The organism is Apilactobacillus apisilvae (assembly GCF_023380225.1).
GTDB classification, from domain to species: domain Bacteria; phylum Bacillota; class Bacilli; order Lactobacillales; family Lactobacillaceae; genus Apilactobacillus; species Apilactobacillus apisilvae.
The window spans coordinates 1-18,988 of sequence record NZ_CP093364.1 but is presented as its reverse complement, the minus strand read 5'-3'; the positions used below and the strand labels follow the sequence as shown (position 1 = coordinate 18,988).

23 protein-coding genes and 2 pseudogenes are annotated in these 18,988 nt (G+C 35.4%); all 25 read right to left on the bottom strand.

All coding sequences use genetic code 11. The annotated features are described in order from the left end of the window. Positions 1-6 precede the first annotated feature (6 nt). Entirely contained in the window at positions 7-309 is a 303-nt protein-coding gene (locus tag MOO46_RS07730) for a DUF2577 domain-containing protein (protein ID WP_249511833.1), read from the bottom strand. After that, positions 309-1,370 carry an XkdQ/YqbQ family protein gene (locus MOO46_RS07725; protein WP_249511832.1) on the bottom strand — a complete coding sequence of 354 codons (1,062 nt, stop codon included), beginning with the start codon at positions 1,368-1,370 and terminating at the stop codon, positions 309-311. The genes MOO46_RS07730 and MOO46_RS07725 overlap by 1 nt, the downstream gene beginning before the upstream one ends. Further along, positions 1,367-2,092 carry a hypothetical protein gene (locus tag MOO46_RS07720; RefSeq protein ID WP_249511831.1) on the bottom strand — a complete coding sequence of 242 codons (726 nt, stop codon included), beginning with the start codon at positions 2,090-2,092 and terminating at the stop codon, positions 1,367-1,369. The genes MOO46_RS07725 and MOO46_RS07720 overlap by 4 nt, the downstream gene beginning before the upstream one ends. Continuing rightward, the gene (locus MOO46_RS07715) at positions 2,085-3,830 is read right to left on the bottom strand and encodes a DUF5336 domain-containing protein (protein WP_249511830.1); all 1,746 of its coding nucleotides are present in this window, start codon (positions 3,828-3,830) and stop codon (positions 2,085-2,087) included. Before MOO46_RS07715 ends, MOO46_RS07720 begins: the two co-directional genes overlap by 8 nt. Beyond that, the gene (locus MOO46_RS07900) at positions 3,800-6,022 is read right to left on the bottom strand and encodes a tape measure protein (RefSeq protein ID WP_260525484.1); all 2,223 of its coding nucleotides are present in this window, start codon (positions 6,020-6,022) and stop codon (positions 3,800-3,802) included. The genes MOO46_RS07715 and MOO46_RS07900 overlap by 31 nt, the downstream gene beginning before the upstream one ends. 237 nt (positions 6,023-6,259) lie before the next feature. Beyond that, entirely contained in the window at positions 6,260-6,709 is a 450-nt protein-coding gene (locus MOO46_RS07700; protein ID WP_249511829.1) for a phage tail assembly chaperone, read from the bottom strand. A gap of 39 nt (positions 6,710-6,748) precedes the next feature. Then, positions 6,749-7,228, bottom strand: a complete 480-nt coding sequence (locus tag MOO46_RS07695) for a phage tail tube protein (RefSeq protein WP_249511828.1) — start codon at positions 7,226-7,228, stop codon at positions 6,749-6,751. A 17-nt stretch (positions 7,229-7,245) separates the two neighbouring features. Continuing rightward, complete coding sequence (locus tag MOO46_RS07690; protein ID WP_249511827.1) at positions 7,246-8,595, bottom strand: phage tail sheath C-terminal domain-containing protein; 1,350 nt, start codon at positions 8,593-8,595, stop codon at positions 7,246-7,248. Between the two features lie 2 nt (positions 8,596-8,597). Next, a complete protein-coding gene (locus MOO46_RS07685) occupies positions 8,598-8,813 on the bottom strand; it encodes a hypothetical protein (RefSeq protein ID WP_249511826.1) in 216 nt (71 codons plus the stop codon). Further along, positions 8,806-9,216: a phage tail terminator family protein gene (locus MOO46_RS07680; protein WP_249511825.1), complete on the bottom strand. Its 411-nt coding sequence runs from the start codon at positions 9,214-9,216 to the stop codon at positions 8,806-8,808. Before MOO46_RS07680 ends, MOO46_RS07685 begins: the two co-directional genes overlap by 8 nt. Next, positions 9,213-9,632, bottom strand: a complete 420-nt coding sequence (locus tag MOO46_RS07675) for an HK97 gp10 family phage protein (RefSeq protein ID WP_249511824.1) — start codon at positions 9,630-9,632, stop codon at positions 9,213-9,215. The genes MOO46_RS07680 and MOO46_RS07675 overlap by 4 nt, the downstream gene beginning before the upstream one ends. 6 nt (positions 9,633-9,638) lie before the next feature. Then, the gene (locus tag MOO46_RS07670) at positions 9,639-10,013 is read right to left on the bottom strand and encodes a hypothetical protein (RefSeq protein WP_249511823.1); all 375 of its coding nucleotides are present in this window, start codon (positions 10,011-10,013) and stop codon (positions 9,639-9,641) included. Then, on the bottom strand, positions 10,006-10,386 hold the full coding sequence (locus MOO46_RS07665) for a head-tail connector protein (protein ID WP_249511822.1): 381 nt from the start codon (positions 10,384-10,386) through the stop codon (positions 10,006-10,008). The genes MOO46_RS07670 and MOO46_RS07665 overlap by 8 nt, the downstream gene beginning before the upstream one ends. Before the next feature lie 15 nt (positions 10,387-10,401). Then, positions 10,402-11,391, bottom strand: coding sequence for a capsid protein (locus MOO46_RS07660; protein WP_249511821.1), 990 nt, complete (start codon positions 11,389-11,391; stop codon positions 10,402-10,404). A 15-nt stretch (positions 11,392-11,406) separates the two neighbouring features. After that, complete coding sequence (locus tag MOO46_RS07655; RefSeq protein WP_249511820.1) at positions 11,407-11,976, bottom strand: phage scaffolding protein; 570 nt, start codon at positions 11,974-11,976, stop codon at positions 11,407-11,409. A gap of 209 nt (positions 11,977-12,185) precedes the next feature. Continuing rightward, positions 12,186-13,268 (bottom strand): minor capsid protein, encoded by a 1,083-nt coding sequence (locus MOO46_RS07650; protein WP_249511819.1) that lies wholly within the window; start codon positions 13,266-13,268, stop codon positions 12,186-12,188. Then, entirely contained in the window at positions 13,258-14,712 is a 1,455-nt protein-coding gene (locus tag MOO46_RS07645) for a phage portal protein (RefSeq protein WP_249511818.1), read from the bottom strand. Before MOO46_RS07645 ends, MOO46_RS07650 begins: the two co-directional genes overlap by 11 nt. Beyond that, positions 14,700-15,074 (bottom strand): terminase large subunit, encoded by a 375-nt coding sequence (locus MOO46_RS07910; protein ID WP_317619383.1) that lies wholly within the window; start codon positions 15,072-15,074, stop codon positions 14,700-14,702. Before MOO46_RS07910 ends, MOO46_RS07645 begins: the two co-directional genes overlap by 13 nt. A gap of 43 nt (positions 15,075-15,117) precedes the next feature. Further along, a complete protein-coding gene (locus MOO46_RS07640) occupies positions 15,118-15,954 on the bottom strand; it encodes a PBSX family phage terminase large subunit (protein WP_317619382.1) in 837 nt (278 codons plus the stop codon). After that, a complete protein-coding gene (locus tag MOO46_RS07635; protein WP_249511817.1) occupies positions 15,938-16,393 on the bottom strand; it encodes a terminase small subunit in 456 nt (151 codons plus the stop codon). The genes MOO46_RS07640 and MOO46_RS07635 overlap by 17 nt, the downstream gene beginning before the upstream one ends. 44 nt (positions 16,394-16,437) lie before the next feature. Beyond that, positions 16,438-17,265: a hypothetical protein gene (locus MOO46_RS07630; protein WP_249511816.1), complete on the bottom strand. Its 828-nt coding sequence runs from the start codon at positions 17,263-17,265 to the stop codon at positions 16,438-16,440. A gap of 7 nt (positions 17,266-17,272) precedes the next feature. Continuing rightward, positions 17,273-17,755, bottom strand: a pseudogene (locus MOO46_RS07955) (tyrosine-type recombinase/integrase); the annotation flags it as partial. Between the two features lie 54 nt (positions 17,756-17,809). Beyond that, a pseudogene (locus MOO46_RS07950) lies at positions 17,810-18,196 on the bottom strand (tyrosine-type recombinase/integrase); the annotation flags it as partial. A gap of 161 nt (positions 18,197-18,357) precedes the next feature. After that, positions 18,358-18,627 carry a hypothetical protein gene (locus MOO46_RS07615; RefSeq protein ID WP_249511815.1) on the bottom strand — a complete coding sequence of 90 codons (270 nt, stop codon included), beginning with the start codon at positions 18,625-18,627 and terminating at the stop codon, positions 18,358-18,360. Positions 18,628-18,690: 63 nt separating this feature from the next. Next, complete coding sequence (locus MOO46_RS07610; protein WP_249511814.1) at positions 18,691-18,951, bottom strand: hypothetical protein; 261 nt, start codon at positions 18,949-18,951, stop codon at positions 18,691-18,693. Positions 18,952-18,988: the final 37 nt, after the last annotated feature.

Below are 18,988 nucleotides of genomic sequence, written 5' to 3'. Positions count from 1 at the left end.
CCACCTTTACATTTTTTCAAATACATAAAATCTTTGGCCGCCATCTAAGCGGAACATGGCCACCTTATCATCAGTCTTGAGAGCTTGCTTAATAGTTACCTTTTTCTCAGTTCCATTAATGAGCATAGTTTCTTCATGATCTTGCACATGCTTACCTAAGATTAGAAAGACATCAGTCAAAAATATTTTTTCGGTATATTGGATTTTGAGCGGACTGGTACTGGTAACGGTGCCAAATACTAAATCAGCATACTCAGAATTATTGCCTCCACGAGCATTGATCAGTTCTAATAATCTTTCTCCAGCCATTAAATTCTCAGCTCCAAGTCTACAGTATATTTATCGCCAAAATTGTGGATCGCTTTTTTGATGAGATATTTCTTAGTGCCAACACCAATTTGACTCAAATCTTTGATTTTGACCATGACAGAGTTACCAGCCTGTAAATAGACATTCCCAATGGCAGATATTTTCAATTGATTCTCTTGCTTATTTTTTTGCTTTAATAAGTTTTGAGCTTCTTGTTTCATCTGGGCAGCATTAGTTTTCGAAGTAATGTTTTTGGTATAAACTAATTTACCCCATTTTTCGACTGTGCCACCTTCGGCACTCTTGGTAAATATCTTCTTACCCTCTTTGGTAGTAATCGTCTTAGTGGACTTTTTTTGGTGCTTCTTAGCACCCTTTCCTACTGATTTCACTGTGGTAACTTTTTTCTTACCTTTAATTTCAGAAGTTTTAACTACTTTAATTACATTGGCAGTATTTTCAATGCTGCGAGAAAAGGTATAGTCCGTAACCAAAGATTTATCGCCTAATATAAATTTAATTTGATAATGCGGATATTTTCTAAGCTCAATAGTTCCATAATTATCACGTAAGAAAAAATGTTCGCCTGTAGCTCGTCGAGTTTTATCAATAGCACTTTGCAACATAGAAAAATAAGTTTTGTCATCGGCAATCTCTGACTTTAATTTATGGTTAGGATTGGCCATTACTTTGTGTTTAACTTCTAAGAAATTACAGATAGTATTGAATCTCTGACCAAGTGTAGAGACGGGGAACATTATGCTATCAGTTGATTTTAAGTAACGCATTTTGTCATATGCAGTGACTTTAAAGCTGCCACCTTTGTTCAACTCATAATTAAAAATGTAACCAAAAAATGTTTTATTATGATTCCAATTAAAAATGACGATATCTCCATTATGAACAGAGAAACCGTCATTAACTTCAATTAAATTAAAATCCAGTTCACCGGCACTATAATTCATGTCGGTAGTTAGTTTCACATCAGTAACTAATTTTCTAACATCCCATGATTCATCTTTAGTCCTGCGTTTGATAATAAACTTGGTAATATTACTCATAACATCGCACTCCTTGAAATCCATCCCATTGGGGTTCCACTGGTGTTAACTACATAATAAGGGTGCTTGCCTTTAGAAACTAGAGTGATTTTGCACGTTTGTTTTCTAATTTGAACACCGTATGTGGCATTCTTGGAGAGGTAAGCTAAACCATTAACTGTTACTTTGGAGCCTCGATTGATTTTATGTTGTGGCTTACTTCGCCGCACACCCTTTTTAGCATGTTTCTTCTTTGAAACTTTATGAATACGTTCAGCTTTAATAGGCCGATATTCTTTGAACTCAATCGTGTATTGATACTCATCAGCATTTCCGTCAGCCATGCCATATTCAAAAGCTGATATGGTCATTTTCAAAGAAATATGGGCATTGGAAACTAAAAAGCGACAAGGCTTCTTACTTTTCTCAATATTTTTCAAGAAAGTAATGTAGCTAGTCGCTAGTTTCCATCGATTTTTCTTTCTGACGGTTACATAAGGAATATGCTTACTATTAACGGGTAAAAATCCAGAAATACTGATTGATTTTAATTTCTGGCCACCAATCCGATTGATTTCACCTAATCCAATCACGGTAGAGACCGAATCACCAGTCTCAGAACGAATTTTTACAGCACTAGGTGCGACTGGTAATTCGGCAGTTTTATTTTTATGATTCGTAATAAAAAAGTTAACGGTTTTACGTTTGCCAGTCGCTTTTTTAGCATTTTTTCTTTTAGCCATTAGCTAATCCTCCTTCATTTTGTTTAATGATTAAGTCCTCAATTTCAGCCAATAAGTCTTCGGCACTCTTACCTTTTTCATTATTAATGATCTGGATAGCACCTTTAGCGAAATTAAGGTTCTTCGATTGATCATGTGAACTGCTTTGGTTATTAACAGAATTGTTTTGGTAGTGACTGGAATTATCAGCATTACCACTCATCCCATAGCCAAAGAAATCACTAGGGGTATTGTTCTTTTTACTATTAACATTAGCATTGACATCTAGATCATTAATACCACCTTGAGCAGCATCATTCATGTTTCCACTGGCATCAGAGATTAAATTCTGCGTACCATTCATCCCATTGGCCATCCCTTGACCTAGATAATCACCAATTTCAGCGAATAAACGAGATGGTGAGTGAATCTTCGCTTTTGCACGAGCAGCACGGTCTGCTTGAGCAATCAATGAATTAGCAGCAGAAGCCACATTCCCAATTTGGGAACGAATCCCACTAGCCAATCCTTGTCCTACATAAGCTCCGGCTGAGTACATCGAGCTTGAAGCATTGCGGACAGTTCCGACTGCCTTTTGCATTCCACTTTGAACTGCTTGCACGAGTGGACTCATGTTAGGGTTATGGACTTTAGGAGCAGGAATGGTAACTAAATGCGGTAATTTAGGTTGTGGGACAGTTGGACGAGCCACTTTTGGAGCAGCGATTGTTCCTAACTTAGTAGGCATCTTAGGATTAGGAACTTTAGGAGTTCCTACTTTAGGTGGAGTCATAGTCTTGTTGCTCATTTGAGATTGTAGCGAAGACATGACATCTTGGTTACTTCCATCCATTTTAATCTTACCCATTTTCATCCCCGGTAATTGTTGATTACCGATTTGAGATTTTATGTTAGACATCCAGTCTTGATTACCAGTGTCAGCTTTAGGTTTAACTTGTACCGGAACGGAGTTATTTTGGGAACTCTTATTCAACTGTTCAAAAACATTTTGACTATTAGGTAATTGCATTGGTTTCATCTTAGGTGAATCAAACTTCTTATTACCAAGTCCGTTCATTTGATTATTGACTTTGCTTAAGTCCATTTGAGGAGACATTTTAGTCTGATCAACGTGATTCTTAGTGGAATCAGCACTAGCAGTGATACCACCAAACATACTACTGAAGTCTACCCCATTCATCGCACCTTTTCCGATGTTTCCAATGGTATCTTTTAGACCTGAGACACTGTCTTTAGTAGATTCAATAGCATCTTTAGCACCACCAAAGTCACCAGATATTGCCGACTTCATGGCTTGAATTCCGGCAGCAGCAACCATTAGTCCACCACCAACGCCAACTAAAGCAGCAGCCAGAACCATTCCAGCAGCGGCTAAGACTAGGACACCTGCTCCAGCAACTAAAGCTCCAGCACCTAATACAACTAGACCAACACCTAAGACTGCAAGACCGACAGCGGAGACTAAGGCAAAAACACTAAATGCTAGTAATGCAGCTCCTAACACAACTAAAGCTCCAGCTCCAGCTAAACCATTATTGGCTAAATTAGGTAGTTGTGAATCTAAAGCTGCAGTCCCTTCAGTAGCTAACCAAACTCCAGCACCGACTAATGCCACTGCAGCTCCAAAAATTATAAATCCAACTGAACCAGTAATCATGGCACTGCCACCGATGGCGACCACTGCGGCTAGTAAACCTAAACCAACAATCATACCACCCATAACAGCAATTGCTGGCACCCAGCGTTAGCTAAATCAATTGCAGCTTGTGACATGATCCAAAGACCAGCACTAGCGATTAAGACTCCAGCACCGAAGGCAATCATCCCTAAGCCCATCTTGATAAAAGAGCCGGTAGACTTAGCTACGGTGTTTCCCAATGAGCTACCGCCTTTAAAGAAGCCAAACATGTCATGTAGGGCATTTTTAGCTTGTGAGATTCCAATAATAAATTGAGAAATGCCGGAAACTGCTTTGAATACAGCAAATGCAAAGGCTAAATCAATTAATGCTTGTGCCCAAAATTTAACGGAATTAGGATCCATTTGTGAAAGTTGTTCTAGTCCCCAAATGACCGCCGAAAAGGCGATTCCTTTCATTCCATATTTTAGGAATAATAGTGAGCCAGCCAGTTTTTGCACTTGTCCCGGATCTAACTGACTAATAGCTTTAACTAAATTTGATAATCCTTTGATAACTTTACCAGCAAAGTCACCCATATCTATAAAAGGTTTTAAGGGGTCTTTATTTTTACCATTAGATGGTTCAAAGATTTTACCAATAATTGTTTTGATGCTATTAAAAATACCAGCAGCATTTTGGATGGCACCAGTATCATTAAAAGCACCGAAGAATGCTTTGACATCCCTAGTAGCAGTCGACACTGTATCAATCGTCCAATCAATGGCTGATTTTAAATAAGGCTTTAGCTTGTTACCTAAGCCTTTGATATTCAAGCCACCGATTTTGTTATTAATATTAGAAATGGCATCAATAGCAACACTGCTAAGGTTTCCCCATTCAGGTTCAATCTTTTGGGCTAGGGTTTCTTTTGTACCAGCTAAGGCTTCACCGATAGTTTTGTAATGAGTAGCCATCGCACTAAACTTTTTATTCGTACCAGTAGTAGCTACTGCATCAAAGAAATCTTGGGTCTTAACCTTGCCACTCTGTACATCTCTGATTAATTGTCCTGCAGATTCATGCATAGATTTAGCTACGGCAGAAATTCCTGCGGGAGTCCTATCCATCATAAGTTTAAAATCTTGCCATTGGACCATTGGTTTAGCCGCCATCTGTGTCCCTTGTTCAGATAATGTTTTCATAGCTTGTTTAGGGTCCTGAGATGCTGCAGCTAATCCACCAAAACCTTTGACCAGTTTCAATGAATCTTTGGTACCTACCGCAGCAAACTGACTATAAGCTGAAGCCATATCCGATGAGTTATAAATAGAATCTTGAGCAAACTGAGTTAATTGAGAACGCACAGAATTGATTTGTCCTTGAGGCATATGAATCTGTTCCATGTTGCCTTGAAATGTTTGCCATGCCTTATTATCCTCATCCATTTCTTGACGCAGTGATAAGATACCATTTTTGGCCATATTGACACCGCCCATAATGGCATTACTAGCTAAGTTGGCACCTAAGAAGGAACCAAAACCACCGCCACCACCAGAATGATGTCCACCTAGCATACCCATGAAACCACCAGAGCTATCGAATCCGCCTGAGCCAGAACCACCACGACCTTCAGAACCGCCACCATTAGGAGTGCGAGGTGGTTTGATACCACCACTAGTATCACCAGCACGATGTAAAGCACTAATGAATTTGTCGGTACTCATAGTTCCACGATTAATATCACTGATCATATCCTCCATACTGGTATCCATTGATTTAGCAATGGATTCAGCCACAGAAGGTGTTTTATTCAAGATAGAGTGGAATTGTTGCCATTTAACTTTAGGCTCATCGGCCATTTTGGCAGCAATATGAGTTAAGTCATGCAATGCGGTCTCAGGGTCTTTGGTAGCATTAGCTAAATTGGCCAAAGATTTAGACAGTCTACCGGTGCTACTGATACCTGCATCCGATAATTTTTCATAAGTGAACGCTAGTTGATCACTAGAAGTTTTAGTTTCTTCAGCAAAACTTCTTAAATCATTTTTTGCGGCATCAATTTGTTCGGTGGGCATTTTGGTATTCTGCATTTTAGCAGAGAACTCATCCCACACCATTGCATCTTCTTTAGCTTGTTGGGCTAGTTCATCCGTTTTAGAAGTTAGTTGATCAGTCTTAGAGGATAAACCTTCCGCAGACTGACCTAGTTCTTCCATTTTGTGAGCTGAATTGATTAGTCCAGAGGCAAATTTCTGTAACGGATTCGTGAAATTATCAATAATACTAAATTTTTGTCCAATTTCTTCCATAAATTTCACCTCCCTTCATTAAGATTACATATGTATAAAAAGAGACGTGCTATCTTTTAGCACGTCTCTCTGCTTCTTTTTGTTGCCTTTTTTCTTCTTTTGTACGAATTTGAATGCCGGCAATGATCAAAGCTTTTTCTTTCACTGAAAAGTTAAGCCAATCTTGGGGCTTCCAGTGATATTCATTTAAAGTATATAGATAATATCTGAACTCATTTCCTTCAATATCATCATTTATTATTTTTTTACTTCGTCTACCTCTTCATCTAGGTTATCTTGGTTCATACCAGCCAGTTCAGAAATAGCATCAGTGATTTGTTTGGATTCACCAGCATATAACATAGCTCTTAATGTACCTGCAGGGTCAGCTACTCGTCCCCAACTTTCTTGTAATTGAGCATTGTTCAAGTCGGGAGTAATCACTGCTTTAGCAATCATTAAATCAGAGTATTTTTCGGAATCCATTTGTGTTGTTTTAGCATGAGTACGCTTGTTGAAAGTGATAGTAGAAGCATCCTTACGTAGCTCATTTACTTCATCCGCAGTTAAAGCTTTTACTCTAAATGGTGACTTGAAACGATCTAGCTTAATATCCTTAGTAATGGGAGCGGTATCTACATTTTCCTTAAGGAAATCATCCATTGGTACTACTTGTTTATCTTCAATTTCTTGTATTTCTTCAGCCATAATTAATTACCTCTTTCATTTTTTAATTTATTTTTATAATTATTTAACTCCATCAAAGGCTTGGTCTAGATGTACCCCCACAAAGGAGAAGTCAGATTCTTGTGACATCACACCATCATCAGCTTCAATATCTAACACTTGGATATCATCCATATTGACATTCTTCAAAGTCACGGTTTGTTTACCAGCACTAGAAGTTTTATCTTCAATCACACCCACAATTGAGAAGAAAAAGTCTTCGCCATTTTCAATATATGGAAGAGCATATTTAATCCAATTGGAATTTAAAGTATAGTCTTCAATACTTCCTGTTCCTTCAATGCCAGTAGTTTTCTTTTGCTTCCAGCGTGAACCTAAAGTAGGAACATCTTCCTTTTTCTTGGAAATTTTAGCTTTTAACTTTTTAATTCCCATTAATGGAATGTTTTTCCCATCATCGGTAGTCATGAAACCTTTACCTTCTTTTAGGGAAATGGTGTCTTTTGCGTTTAAGATTTTATCTAAATTTTCATCTGCCATTTAAAAATCATCCTTTCTTAGTTCGCAGCAATGGTCATGTAGATTTTTTCCATTGAATCAACCGGCTTAATGTTTAAATTAATGACCATGCTGTCCTTAGCATCACCAGCAGTAATTTGTACATCATCTGGTTGGAAATCTTCAATCATGCCTTCAGTTTGCATATTTTGTAGTGCAGTAACACGGTTAGATTTGAATAAATCTTGACCAGTACCGTTATTGGTAACTTTACCAATGAATGATTTTTCAAAAACATTCTTAGTATCGTTAGCAATGTAGTCTAAAGTACGAATTACACGATTTTTAGCGAATGCTTGCGGTTTATCATTATTAAAACCAGTCAGTGAATTGATATCTTCTTCAATTACCACTGAACCATCAATACGGTTAGAAAATACCACTTTGCCATTACTAATAGCAGAAGTAATGGTTTCATTATCCATACGAGGTAAGGTATCAACTGCTCCACTAATTTCAGCGTAGGTTAATGATTGATTATATGGAACTGTTGCACTAGCACCAGCAAAGTATCCTGCTGCACTGGTAGTATCAACGATGGTACCGTCAGATAAAACATAACCATTAATGACTACGGAAGTGCTTTCGGCATTGTAATTAGTAGAAACTAAGCCGGGAACGACTGCGGTCACTTTATAACCTTCTTGATTACGCAAGTCTTCGACCATTTGGGATAGTAAGGGGTGAATATTGCTATCAATAGGGTATCCAGCAGTGGTTGCGACTTCAAAAATATTAGTTGAGATAGCTTCGGATAATAACTCAGTATCATTACCATAGTTGCTAGTTCCTCCAGCTAATTGATAGGTTTTTTCGCCACTTAGCTTACTGAATTTATCAGCATAGTTATCAGTTAAGCTCACATCTACATAATCATCCCCCATCAATTCATCGGCACGAGTAATGCGTTGAGTAGAAGTAATTACATGATCATAAATCACTTTCACTGTAACAGTGTCACCACTAAGACTCTTAATGACATCGACCATAATATTGTTACCCTTACTGCCGGCATACTTAGCAATGAAGGTAAATGGCAAGTTGTCATCTTTAACAATGGCTTTTTGGCCATCATTGTTGTTAACGTATAAGACTTTGCTAGCACCACTATTAATCACTGCTCGTAAAGCCTTATTTTGACTATCTAATAAGTCACTGCCTAATAGTGCTTTAAACTTACTAGCAGCATTCAAAGGGATAATGCCATGTTTACCCCAATCATGTTTGACACCATCCATTAATAAAACAGTGCCACGAGATGATTCGGGTTGTTCAGTTGCAACCCCTTTAGTATTGATATAAGCTCCGGGACGTTTTTTGTCTTGAGCTACCCATGTTCCACCGGCCATAACTAAATGCCTCCTTTAAATTCGTTAATTTTGTTCTTAGCATCTGCCAATGAGTATTTTTGCCCATCGGTAAGAGCAATTTTTAGAATTGCTCGGTCAGATAAGTTCCAACTGCCATCTTGAACGATGGCTTCCTTTGAGTAAGTTGGATCATCTTGATGGGAAAATGTCCCATCATTGCCTTTTTTGGCTTCAATAATTGGATTTTCATCAGCCATTATTAATTCCTCCTTGATATTCCATTTTTGCTTGTTTAGTTTCTTCTCTAGCAACTTTAGCGAAGATATTCACCTCAAAAGTGAAGTTTAAGGTTTGATCATTAATCTTTGATTGACGATTAACCAGTTGAGCAAAGTTCTCTAATTCAGTGAAATAATCCAGCAGAGTAGCTTCTACTCGGTCAATGTCCGCCGCAATATTGCTAGGATTAGGAAAATAGACTAATTGGTAGTAGTAAGTTCGATTTTGATTACCAAAGGTTAAAGGTGCAGAAGTAGATTGAATTTTTTGCAATAAAAAAGAAGGCTCTTCAAAACCTCCTTCAACATTATTTCTATATAATTTTAAATCAGGAAATAATCTTTTCAGATTCTTCCCAATTTCTTTAGATACATCAATCATTGCATCACATCCTTAACTGCTTCATGGAACTTAGGCTCCCAATAAGCATGTAAATTGTTTTGATAGTTAATAACCATTCCTTTTAAAAAGAACTGTCCTTTCACCCATCCTTTACCGACACTGCCATCTTTACCTCGTGTTCGATGACCATTCTCTACAAAAGAAGCATAGCTGGTATTGTTGTATAACTTAAAAGAAAACTTTCCATCGCTATACATCAATCCTGACTTCTTCCACGCATTTTTTAATGCACCTGTGTCTGTAGGAGTACGGGTAGTCACTTCTTTAAACTCGGCATCGCTAAGGTTTTGCATTTCCTTACCTACTGATTTAAAAACAGTACGTGCATTAACCTTATCGTTGACCCTTTGGGCGAAATTTTCGAAGGCTTTACTATCCAGCTCCAAAAACGCCATCTAGCATCACCCCTTTTGCTTGGCTTTTTCATCATATAACATCGTCACCTCTTGATGATTAGCATAGCCTGTATAGCCTTGTGTGGTTTGCTTGTAATTATTAGTATGGCCATTCACATCAGTTACCTTGATTTTGGCTCCTGAAGGAATATTAATGCCATTTCTGATTAATAATTTAGCATCATAGGTTTGTTCATTAACTAGATTCATAGAATCGGACTTCATAGTGCTAATGATGACCTTACAAGGCTCATTTTCAACAATCATTTGGTCAGTTGTATCATCAAAGACATCATCTTTAGTATTAACTTGGCCATAAATTGTAGCTCGACTAGACCATAGGATTTTAGCTGCCTTTTTGAACTTCTTAGAGTTAATCAAAGTTTAGCCTCCTATAGCTATTCAATTGATAATAGTAATCTTTGGTAACGGAATTCGTTTGATTTACTAAAGAAATATCTTCAGCAATACTTTTAAAGGTAACTGATTCATCCCCTTCAGTAACTGAGCTAATACCATTGTTACGCTCTGCTTGAGGAACTAACATTTCAGTGGAATTAATCAAATCCACGGACATTCCCACAGCGGTGTATTTTAAGCCATCAGGGAGTTCTTTCAGTGGTATATGTGTGTAATTAGCAATATCTTGCATTACTTTGTCCACTACATACTCAATTGCTGAATCATAATTAGGATTATTACTATCGTTGGGAACAAATAGTTTAATTTTAGATAAAATGAAATCCTTATCCATACTTAATTACTCCTACTATTGCTTTTTATCAACAGGTGGTTGATTGTTTGCAGTGTTATCATCAGTACGATCAGTAATTGCAGCTGCATAAGCTTGTACTTTGTTATCTAGCATGAATACATCACTTAAACTGCATTCATAGTATAAGTAATTACCATTAGTTAATGGAGTTGGGTTTTGAATCCCAGCATAAGAATATACTTGTGGTGATAATTGCATCCCATTAACAATCATAAACATTTGAATTTGTTTAGAACCACTTTTATCTTTAACACCATTAGTAAAGTCAAATGCAGTACGCATTAAGTGAGAAGGAACAGATACAATAGTTACATCATCAATTGAATAGATTGAGCGTTCAATCTTGCCACTACCATTAATATTAGCCGCACGATTAGCAAAATCAGCAGTTTTAAGCATTTTATTAACTTGTGGAGTAACATATAGCATTCTAGTTCCAGTAACACTAGATTCATCCATTTGAGTCATCATATCATCAAAAACTTTTAAGATATTAGTTTCATCAAGTTGCTGATTGTAAATTCCATCATTAGAATCTTTTAGTTCACCATTGGCAACTTTTTGAGCATTAATTCTTTGCTTTTCTTGGAATAAAGATGAATACATATAACAATCTTGTTCTTTAACTACGTCTTGAACATTGTGTAAATCAGTGATATTAGAGATTGTAACAATCGTATCAGTTCCCTTAACATTAGTTGGATCAACTACCGTTTTCCATTGACGAGCAAATCTAATTTGTTTGTCTTCCCAGTCATTAGAATAATCAGCAATTTCACCCATACTTAGGTCATTGGTATTTCTATAAGTGCTGCCTCCATTAACTGCTAATGTAGGAATTTTAACATGTAGACCTTCCCATTTAACCATATTATTACTTGGTGAACGCCAGAGAGCATCACTAGTTCGCTTTGGATAATACTTTCTATCTACAACTGATCCGTATTGTACAGAAAAGTTAACGTTAATATCTTCAATTGCCATTTATAAAACTCCTTTTTATTTATTATTACTGTCTAAACCAAACGCTGCATCGAAACGAGCTTGTGCATCAGCACCACTTCCATCCCCACCGTTTGGCTTATATTGGGTATCAGTACCTTTATCAAATAAGAATGCATTATTTTCATCCTTTTGAATGGCTTCCATTTGGTTATCCAAACCAGTTAGGTTGCCATCATCGTCTAACTTGATTTCATCCATATTTAGGAAAGGCTTGATAGCTTTATTATTTCTTACTTTGTAACTAGATAACTTAGAATCTAATGCATGATTCAACTTCATTTTGCCAATTTCAGCATCTTTAGACTTCTTAAGATTGTCATTATCTTTTCTCAAGTTGCTGACTGTTTTATGCAATTCATCATTATCTTTAACTTGTTTTTGCAATGATTTAAGATCTTTATCATTTTTATTAACTTGTTCAGTTAAAGAATTGTTTTGAGCCTTAATTTCGTCATAATCAGAGTATTGTTCCTTTACCTGATTAATACTTTGACCATGCAATTTCATGATTGAATCAATCTTACTAGCATCTAGACCTAGTTCTTTTAAATCTTCTCTTTTCATGTGTGTACACACCTTTCTCGTTGCTTTTACGAGTAACGAACTCGATTAGGGTATAAAAAATAAGCCTTTTAACGACTTACTCAGGTCGAAACACAAAACACATGTTATTTCTCAGAAATAACATGTGTTAAATAGCATTAGAACAATGTAATTAATTTTGCGTTTTCTTATAACATGTTATTTATTGCTTTTATTTAAAAATAACATGTTTATGCAATTTTATTTTTCCACTCCGTAAAGTTCATATCATCTACATATTCTCGCTCATTTCCATTTTTAGACCAACGTTTAATTGGTGGCATTTCAGAAACGTGAGCTACAGTAGTGCAACGACAATGAGGATGCATGACTGGACAGTTCTTACCTTCCACTCGTTCAGAAACTTTAAAATTTTTCTCATCTAGCAATGCACAGACAGAACAAGTTCGATTTTCTAGAGTGGCTAGATAATCATATTCTTCAACACCATTGTCTTCATAACTCATAAAGGATGATTCATTCGCTACGTGAGCCATTTCTGTAATCACTAATCTATGAATGCTTTTCTTAGAAACATCTTCAAAACGATTACTGAATTCTTTAGTAACTTCTTGATAACTAGCTCCGATCACGGTGCTTCTAAGCAATGAATCCATTAATTGACTTGGTAGTTCATTACGGTAATTTTCCATAAGCCTTTGATCATAACTTTTAGGCTTTGTCTCTTGTTTGGGACGTTCTGGCCAAATTCGAGATGAAAAATTACTAGGTTTCCACGGTTTACTAACGATTACTTTTAACTGTTCTTCGTCAAAATGAGCAAAGTCAGTAGTAAAGTAGTTAAAACCTTGTTGAATATTGTAATTTGTCCGCATATAAGTATTATCAAACGCATCAACCAATGACTTTTCAAATTTGAATTGCTCTTGACCAGCAAAACTCGTGGATAAATCAATTAATTGCTTTTCTAAGTCTTCTAAACGAGCAATTCGGCTTTTAAAGTATTCAGAATTCAGCTCTTTAGTATATCCACCAGCGATAGCTTTCTTTTTGAACTCATCTAAAGTCATTTCCCAATGTTTAGAAGATATATTCATTAATATTTTATTGGCTTCATCATATGGGATGCCTTCATTATCAGCGTACATCGTATAAAACTGTTTTAATCGTTGCTGAAGGTCATCTTTTAATCCATTCATGCGTTTACTGAGGGCGAGTTCGTATTCATTAGACATAAGGATAGCTCTAACTTTTGTCTGTAACGCTCTAGTCTTCCAATAATTTTGATTACCAATTTGATTACTATGATTCATCTTCTAAGCCATCTTTAATTTGTTTCATATTTTTAGGATTACTATAACCATCCCCATCAACCTTATCATCAGCTTGATACTGTAATTCTTTATCAGCATCATCTACATAAGGATTGGCTCTGGCTAAATTCCTTGATGAAGTAAATTTCTCTACATAAGACAAGCCTTGAGCAATCTCTAAATCATTTTGAACTGCTGTTCGATTCCATGTCTGTGAAATATCAATGTTTTGATAATCAGCAATTCCTAAATGCTTCATGATCATACGAATCAGTTGTGATAAGGCTGGTCTGAAGTATTTTTCAGTGGTAGTAGCCTTTAATTCTAAGTTCGCATAAAGCCCCTTAATGGCTTTACCACTTAATGCTCCATTTTCCATGAACTTCTGTGGGTCAATGCCTTGCCCTTCATCAAATATCTTTTGACGAGAAATATTTAGCATAATGTTTCTGGCTTCAGTAGGAATCTCAATGTTTAAAGTATCAACACCAGTATCACTGCCTCCAGTAGGTGAAGGGTCAATTGGGATAGCTTTATCTTTCTTGATAGTTTCCCATAGTCCAGAAATGCTTTCACCACCATAGCCTTTTAAAATAAGAATGGTTTGTTGAATATCATCTAAATCATTAGCAAAACCGTTATATACCTTATCAAAAATATCAATAGAACCTTTGTATTTCTGTAATTCAGGTTTTTCCTTGATATTTTTACTAAATTTAATGAATGGAACAATACCCCAGCCATGTTGAATAACTGATTCACTACCAATGGTATCTCCAGTGGCATTATCAACTACTGGGAACATATCGAAATAATCTAATCCATCTGAATTCTTTCTAAAGGCGGTACATTGTTTATCATTCCAAAACTCAATGATAGTATCATAATTACCGGTAGAAGTATTAAGCTGCTTATATACACGCTCAACCGCTTTAACTTCAGTTTCTAAGCTATCAGCATAGATAGGAAAGATTTCATCGGGTGGCACTACTGCAAAATGAAATGAATTATTATTATCTTCCCAGAAATGTACCCATCCATAACCAGCATTAGAGGCATCAACAATTAATTTGTTTAAAATTAAGGAGAAATCATCCCCTAAAACCTTCTTAATGGCTTTATTGTTGTTATCATTGCCCACATCTATTTCTGGGTCTTTAGTAGCAATATAGCCAGCCTCTTGGTCAATTAATATCTGATGAAAATTACTAGACTTACGATTGTCAGCATGACGTAGTAAGTCTTTTTTAGTTGCTGGAAGTAGTCCATCAGCACCATTAAAGTCAATAATGGCTTGTAGAACGCTATTATCATCATTATTAACAATATCATTGCGGTTTAAATAGTAACGCTCTGATTCTTTATACTGGTCTCTGTTATGGATTAAAGTCGGCTTCGTATTAGATAACATCTTTTCCATAACATCTAAACCTATTTTTTCCATCTTCTGAAACCTCCTTTTCTAGATAATCTTTCACAACTATATCTAATTGCATCCAGCGTATGATCATTACCATCGGGATAATCAGCTTTCAAATTTCCATCTTTATCTCGTTCTAGTTCATAAGTGGTAAACTCACGAGCAGAGTTAGGACAACGTTCTGGATCAATAACGATTTCTCTTAAATCTTGCAGCCATTTAAAGCCCTGCCTACGACTAGCTCCCTTAACTGCTGCCATCAGATAAAGCCCTAAGCCACTTCTGCCCATTTCGGCAATTGTTTTCGGCTCTGCTGAATCACAAGTGATCAATCCATTACTAGGATTGATTTTCTTAATTTCTTCAGCAGCAGCTTGGTTAGACATTCCCACTTTGTATATTTCTCGGTAAACGTATAACTTACGATACTTAAGAATTATAATATACAGTCATATAAGCCAGTGGATCACTAGCAAAACCAAAGTCCAGACCACGATAAATAGTGTCAAAGTGTGATATTTCTTCATCCGTAATCTTACGCAAGGTTATATTATTGAAGACTTCAGCACCTGTACCAGTAATCTTGCCCATATATTCATGGTCATAAGCAGTAGCATTATCCTTTTTAAGCTGTTCAGCATCCAATATGAACTCCTTACCCAGCCATTCTTTAGGAACAGTTAAGTAAGTCGATGAGTGGACTAAGGTGTCCTCTCTTAATGCCGCATGTGAGCTTTCTTGATTGACCCAATTATTAAGGGATGCTGGTGGGTTATAAGTGTAGAAAGTCATAATGTTAGAACCACCACGATTAAGTGATTGATTAATGGAACGAATTTCAGATGAACCTTTGAATTCATCACATTCTTCAAAGTGCTTGAACTTGATATAACCAGTTCTGAACTTCTGTGACTTAATCTTACGAGGACTATCAGCACCCTTAAATCTAATCTTTTGGCCAGTCTTCAAATAAGTTAATTCTAGTGGACTATATGAAGCATGCCACCAGTTACTAACACCTAACTTATCAATCGCCCAAATATATTGATCAAACACCGAATCACGTAAGGTACTAGCCACTTTCCTAAGGACTAAGGCATTAGCTTGGCTGTCTTTCATAATGCCTAAGATTATCTCAATAGACACAAAAGAGGACTTGGTACTACCACGTCCTCCTTTTAGCCAGTAATTAGAATACTTCTGGCGTTTTATATCATTGTGAATGGAATAAAATGATGGGGCTATCATGCTAACTAGACTCGGCATCATTATCATCCCCAATCAATGGCACATCATCTATAATCTCTATTTTATCGGAGATGTTAGCATTGATTTCATGATTATCAGTAAATGATCCTCGGAATCTCCCCAGCATTTCAGCAGCTTTATTTCTATCTTTAATTGAAGGGATGGTTATATAAGTCCCATCAACGGTAGAAACTTCATCATATTCTTGATTACGCATAACTCTGGAATAATACTGCATAACTTCCTTTTCACTAGCAATATCAGCATTTTCCATAGCTTCTATATGCTTTTGCATACTAGCTTGAATGTCTTTTCGTTGCAGTAATTGGGATGCTTGTGTTCTTGCGGTCTTAGGCGAATAACCAGCAGCAATAGCTGCCTTTGTACCGTTCCGCATTTTGATATAAGCATCGACAAATTTTTCATATTTAAACTGTGTAGCTTTAGAAACAATCACTAACACCTCCTTTATGTATATAAAAAGGCGATGAAAAGCATCGCCTACTTAACTATTAAATTATCATCCAATAAATCTCTTAAACTGACCATTACATAAAAATCATCTGCATTATCATTTGTTTGCATATGAAAATCTAAATAATATCCGCCAAATAATAAAGATTCTTTTTTTAGTGAATTTTTATATTTTCTATAATAATCATCACTGTTTAAATCATAATCATTAATATAATTAAAAATGTTTTGCAGTCTCTTGTCGCTACTTCCATCGTTCAAAATAATCTTAGTAACATCGTCAGCAGAAACACTTCTAAACATTTTCCATTCATCACTAACAAAATTTTCTAAAGCAAATTCCGGAATTATTTCCCATTTATCGATTTCAGACGTTTTTGTGATAAAAGCAATACCAATACATCTGACAAATCCTTTAGAAGTTCTTCTATTGAGGAGTTCAATGAAAGCACCATATTTTTTGGATGTAAATACATTAGCCCCTATTCTAAGGCTTTCTTGCTTCTTATCTTTCATAACAGCAACGTAGACAGCGGCAAAAGAAGCAATACCGCTTATCCATGTGGGTAAATTCTTAATTGCAAAAAAGGCATTAAAATATTGGAAGATATTAATATCAAAGTAATGTTTAATGGGAAAATATAATATAAATGGGCATACAAAAATAAATATCAAAATAATATAACCATATTTTTTCAATAATGTTGCAAAGCTATGTTTTGTAATAAATCTTTTTATTTTGACATTTGTATTTAATAAACGGATGTTAAATCTTTTTAATTTATTTTTCACATTAAACATTTTATTTTGAAATCTATATTTTAATTTTTCTAAAGCTATTTTACATTTTTTCATATATCACCTAATCAAAATTAATTTTATCTAGCATATTTTCAGTTGATTCACGATCTAGACCTAAGTATTTTAAAGTCATGGCTTGGGATGAATGGTTTAATAAATTCATAACCAAACTAATGTTATATCCAGACTGTACATAAACACGATAAGCACCTGTTTTACGCATTGAATGAGTTCCTAAATAGTTAATGCCTAATAAGTCCCCAACTCTTTGCATAATCAGATAAAAGTTACGCTCATTGATATGTCTATCTTGTTCATCTGGGAATAACCATTTAGTTTTAATGTCATTTCTGAAAAGCCATTGTTTATAAGACATTAATGTTTCTTGCATAGAACTAATATCGATATCTTCATACTTTTTAGATTGAGAATTCTTAATATGAATCTTATCTTTAGGCTTTCCTGAATCGTCAAATATGCTGTCTAAAGTTAATTTTAATATATCTTTGATGTTCAAAGAAGTATTATCCAGAAATTGAATAATTAAATTGGATTTTGGGTCGTCTTCAAATGAAGGATTAACCAAAGTAACGGAATTAATACAATCTTTAACTTCAGCTCTTAAATCACGTTCTGAAATGTGTTTATCGTTCCTAGTAGTAGGAAATAACCACTCAGAGTGAATATCATTATCAGTCAACCATTGTCTATACAATCTCAAGTCTTCAGCTACTGGTTTTAAATAAAGAATATTAGCTTTACCAGTTTTCTTATCATGAATATATGCATCATGTTTAATTTGACCATCTTCAGTAAATACATCTGAATATTTTAATTTAAGAACATCACTAACTCTTAGTAAAGTTGCTTTACCTACTTGGAAAATTGTGTAATTTCTACGACCAAAACTAAAATTATTTAGCAAAGTGTCTTGAACTTGTTTTAAAACGACTGAATCTTTGATTGGATATACAATTTGTCTCATCATTATTCCTCCTATGTACACATGTTATTATTCGTAAATATAAATAAATGACATGTAATACATATAGTATATAATAACGTTGCTATTAAATCAACATTTCACACATGTTATTATCTAATAATAACATGTGTTAGGTAATAGAAGACTATAATTGAAAATCCCTAACGAGAACTAATTACTAAATTGGCTATACTATTGTCTGGATCATTAACATCTACTTCAGCACTCAAATTAGTAAAGCTCTTTATCTTAGCATTCTTCTTAAAACGTGCTTTAAAAGCCTCTGATGTATCGCCCAAATTTAATGAACGCAACACATGACCAATTAACGCATTGAATGGATCACCCTTTAAAATAATCGACCCTTTAAAAATGCAATCTAGGGTTAAAACGCCTTTACCATAGAAAATATAGACCTTATCTTCACTCATTTTTTGCTCCTTTGCTGTAAAATGTTAAGTTTTGTTAAGGTTTTTGTTTTAAAAAATAAATAACTACCCTTTATCTACTAAAGAATAGTTATTTCTAAAATCAATATGCTTGCAGCAATAATAGTCATTAATGCCATTTTGAATAACGTAATCTCCAATTGCACACAACATACTTCCTTGATCTGTATGAATGGTCAAATTATGATTCCCATTAACACTAAATGATTTTAATTCCATCCTATTTACATTCTTAGTTAGGGTATTTTGAAATCCGTCCCACTTGAATGCATTAACAATCTTGGGTTTATGTTTATATAAATTCATTGACTTGTCCCTCCCATCCAATAAACTATTTTGTTAT

What these genes read in the sequence shown, in the direction of transcription:
- MOO46_RS07660 (WP_249511821.1), bottom strand. Translation starts at nt 11,391, where the DNA reads ATGGCAATTGAAGATATTAACGTTAACTTTTCTGTACAATACGGATCA.
- MOO46_RS07645 (WP_249511818.1), bottom strand. Translation starts at nt 14,712, where the DNA reads ATGGAAAAAATAGGTTTAGATGTTATGGAAAAGATGTTATCTAATACG.
- MOO46_RS07680 (WP_249511825.1), bottom strand. Translation starts at nt 9,216, where the DNA reads ATGATTGATGTATCTAAAGAAATTGGGAAGAATCTGAAAAGATTATTT.
- MOO46_RS07615 (WP_249511815.1), bottom strand. Translation starts at nt 18,627, where the DNA reads ATGAGTGAAGATAAGGTCTATATTTTCTATGGTAAAGGCGTTTTAACC.
- MOO46_RS07610 (WP_249511814.1), bottom strand. Translation starts at nt 18,951, where the DNA reads ATGAATTTATATAAACATAAACCCAAGATTGTTAATGCATTCAAGTGG.
- MOO46_RS07695 (WP_249511828.1), bottom strand. Translation starts at nt 7,228, where the DNA reads ATGGCAGATGAAAATTTAGATAAAATCTTAAACGCAAAAGACACCATT.
- MOO46_RS07730 (WP_249511833.1), bottom strand. Translation starts at nt 309, where the DNA reads ATGGCTGGAGAAAGATTATTAGAACTGATCAATGCTCGTGGAGGCAAT.
- MOO46_RS07700 (WP_249511829.1), bottom strand. Translation starts at nt 6,709, where the DNA reads ATGGCTGAAGAAATACAAGAAATTGAAGATAAACAAGTAGTACCAATG.
- MOO46_RS07690 (WP_249511827.1), bottom strand. Translation starts at nt 8,595, where the DNA reads ATGGCCGGTGGAACATGGGTAGCTCAAGACAAAAAACGTCCCGGAGCT.
- MOO46_RS07675 (WP_249511824.1), bottom strand. Translation starts at nt 9,632, where the DNA reads ATGGCGTTTTTGGAGCTGGATAGTAAAGCCTTCGAAAATTTCGCCCAA.
- MOO46_RS07650 (WP_249511819.1), bottom strand. Translation starts at nt 13,268, where the DNA reads ATGAATCATAGTAATCAAATTGGTAATCAAAATTATTGGAAGACTAGA.
- MOO46_RS07720 (WP_249511831.1), bottom strand. Translation starts at nt 2,092, where the DNA reads ATGGCTAAAAGAAAAAATGCTAAAAAAGCGACTGGCAAACGTAAAACC.
- MOO46_RS07725 (WP_249511832.1), bottom strand. Translation starts at nt 1,370, where the DNA reads ATGAGTAATATTACCAAGTTTATTATCAAACGCAGGACTAAAGATGAA.
- MOO46_RS07655 (WP_249511820.1), bottom strand. Translation starts at nt 11,976, where the DNA reads ATGAAAAGAGAAGATTTAAAAGAACTAGGTCTAGATGCTAGTAAGATT.
- MOO46_RS07685 (WP_249511826.1), bottom strand. Translation starts at nt 8,813, where the DNA reads ATGGCTGATGAAAATCCAATTATTGAAGCCAAAAAAGGCAATGATGGG.
- MOO46_RS07630 (WP_249511816.1), bottom strand. Translation starts at nt 17,265, where the DNA reads ATGAAAAAATGTAAAATAGCTTTAGAAAAATTAAAATATAGATTTCAA.
- MOO46_RS07910 (WP_317619383.1), bottom strand. Translation starts at nt 15,074, where the DNA reads ATGTCTAACCAAGCTGCTGCTGAAGAAATTAAGAAAATCAATCCTAGT.
- MOO46_RS07640 (WP_317619382.1), bottom strand. Translation starts at nt 15,954, where the DNA reads ATGCCGAGTCTAGTTAGCATGATAGCCCCATCATTTTATTCCATTCAC.
- MOO46_RS07900 (WP_260525484.1), bottom strand. Translation starts at nt 6,022, where the DNA reads ATGGAAGAAATTGGACAAAAATTTAGTATTATTGATAATTTCACGAAT.
- MOO46_RS07665 (WP_249511822.1), bottom strand. Translation starts at nt 10,386, where the DNA reads ATGGATAAGGATTTCATTTTATCTAAAATTAAACTATTTGTTCCCAAC.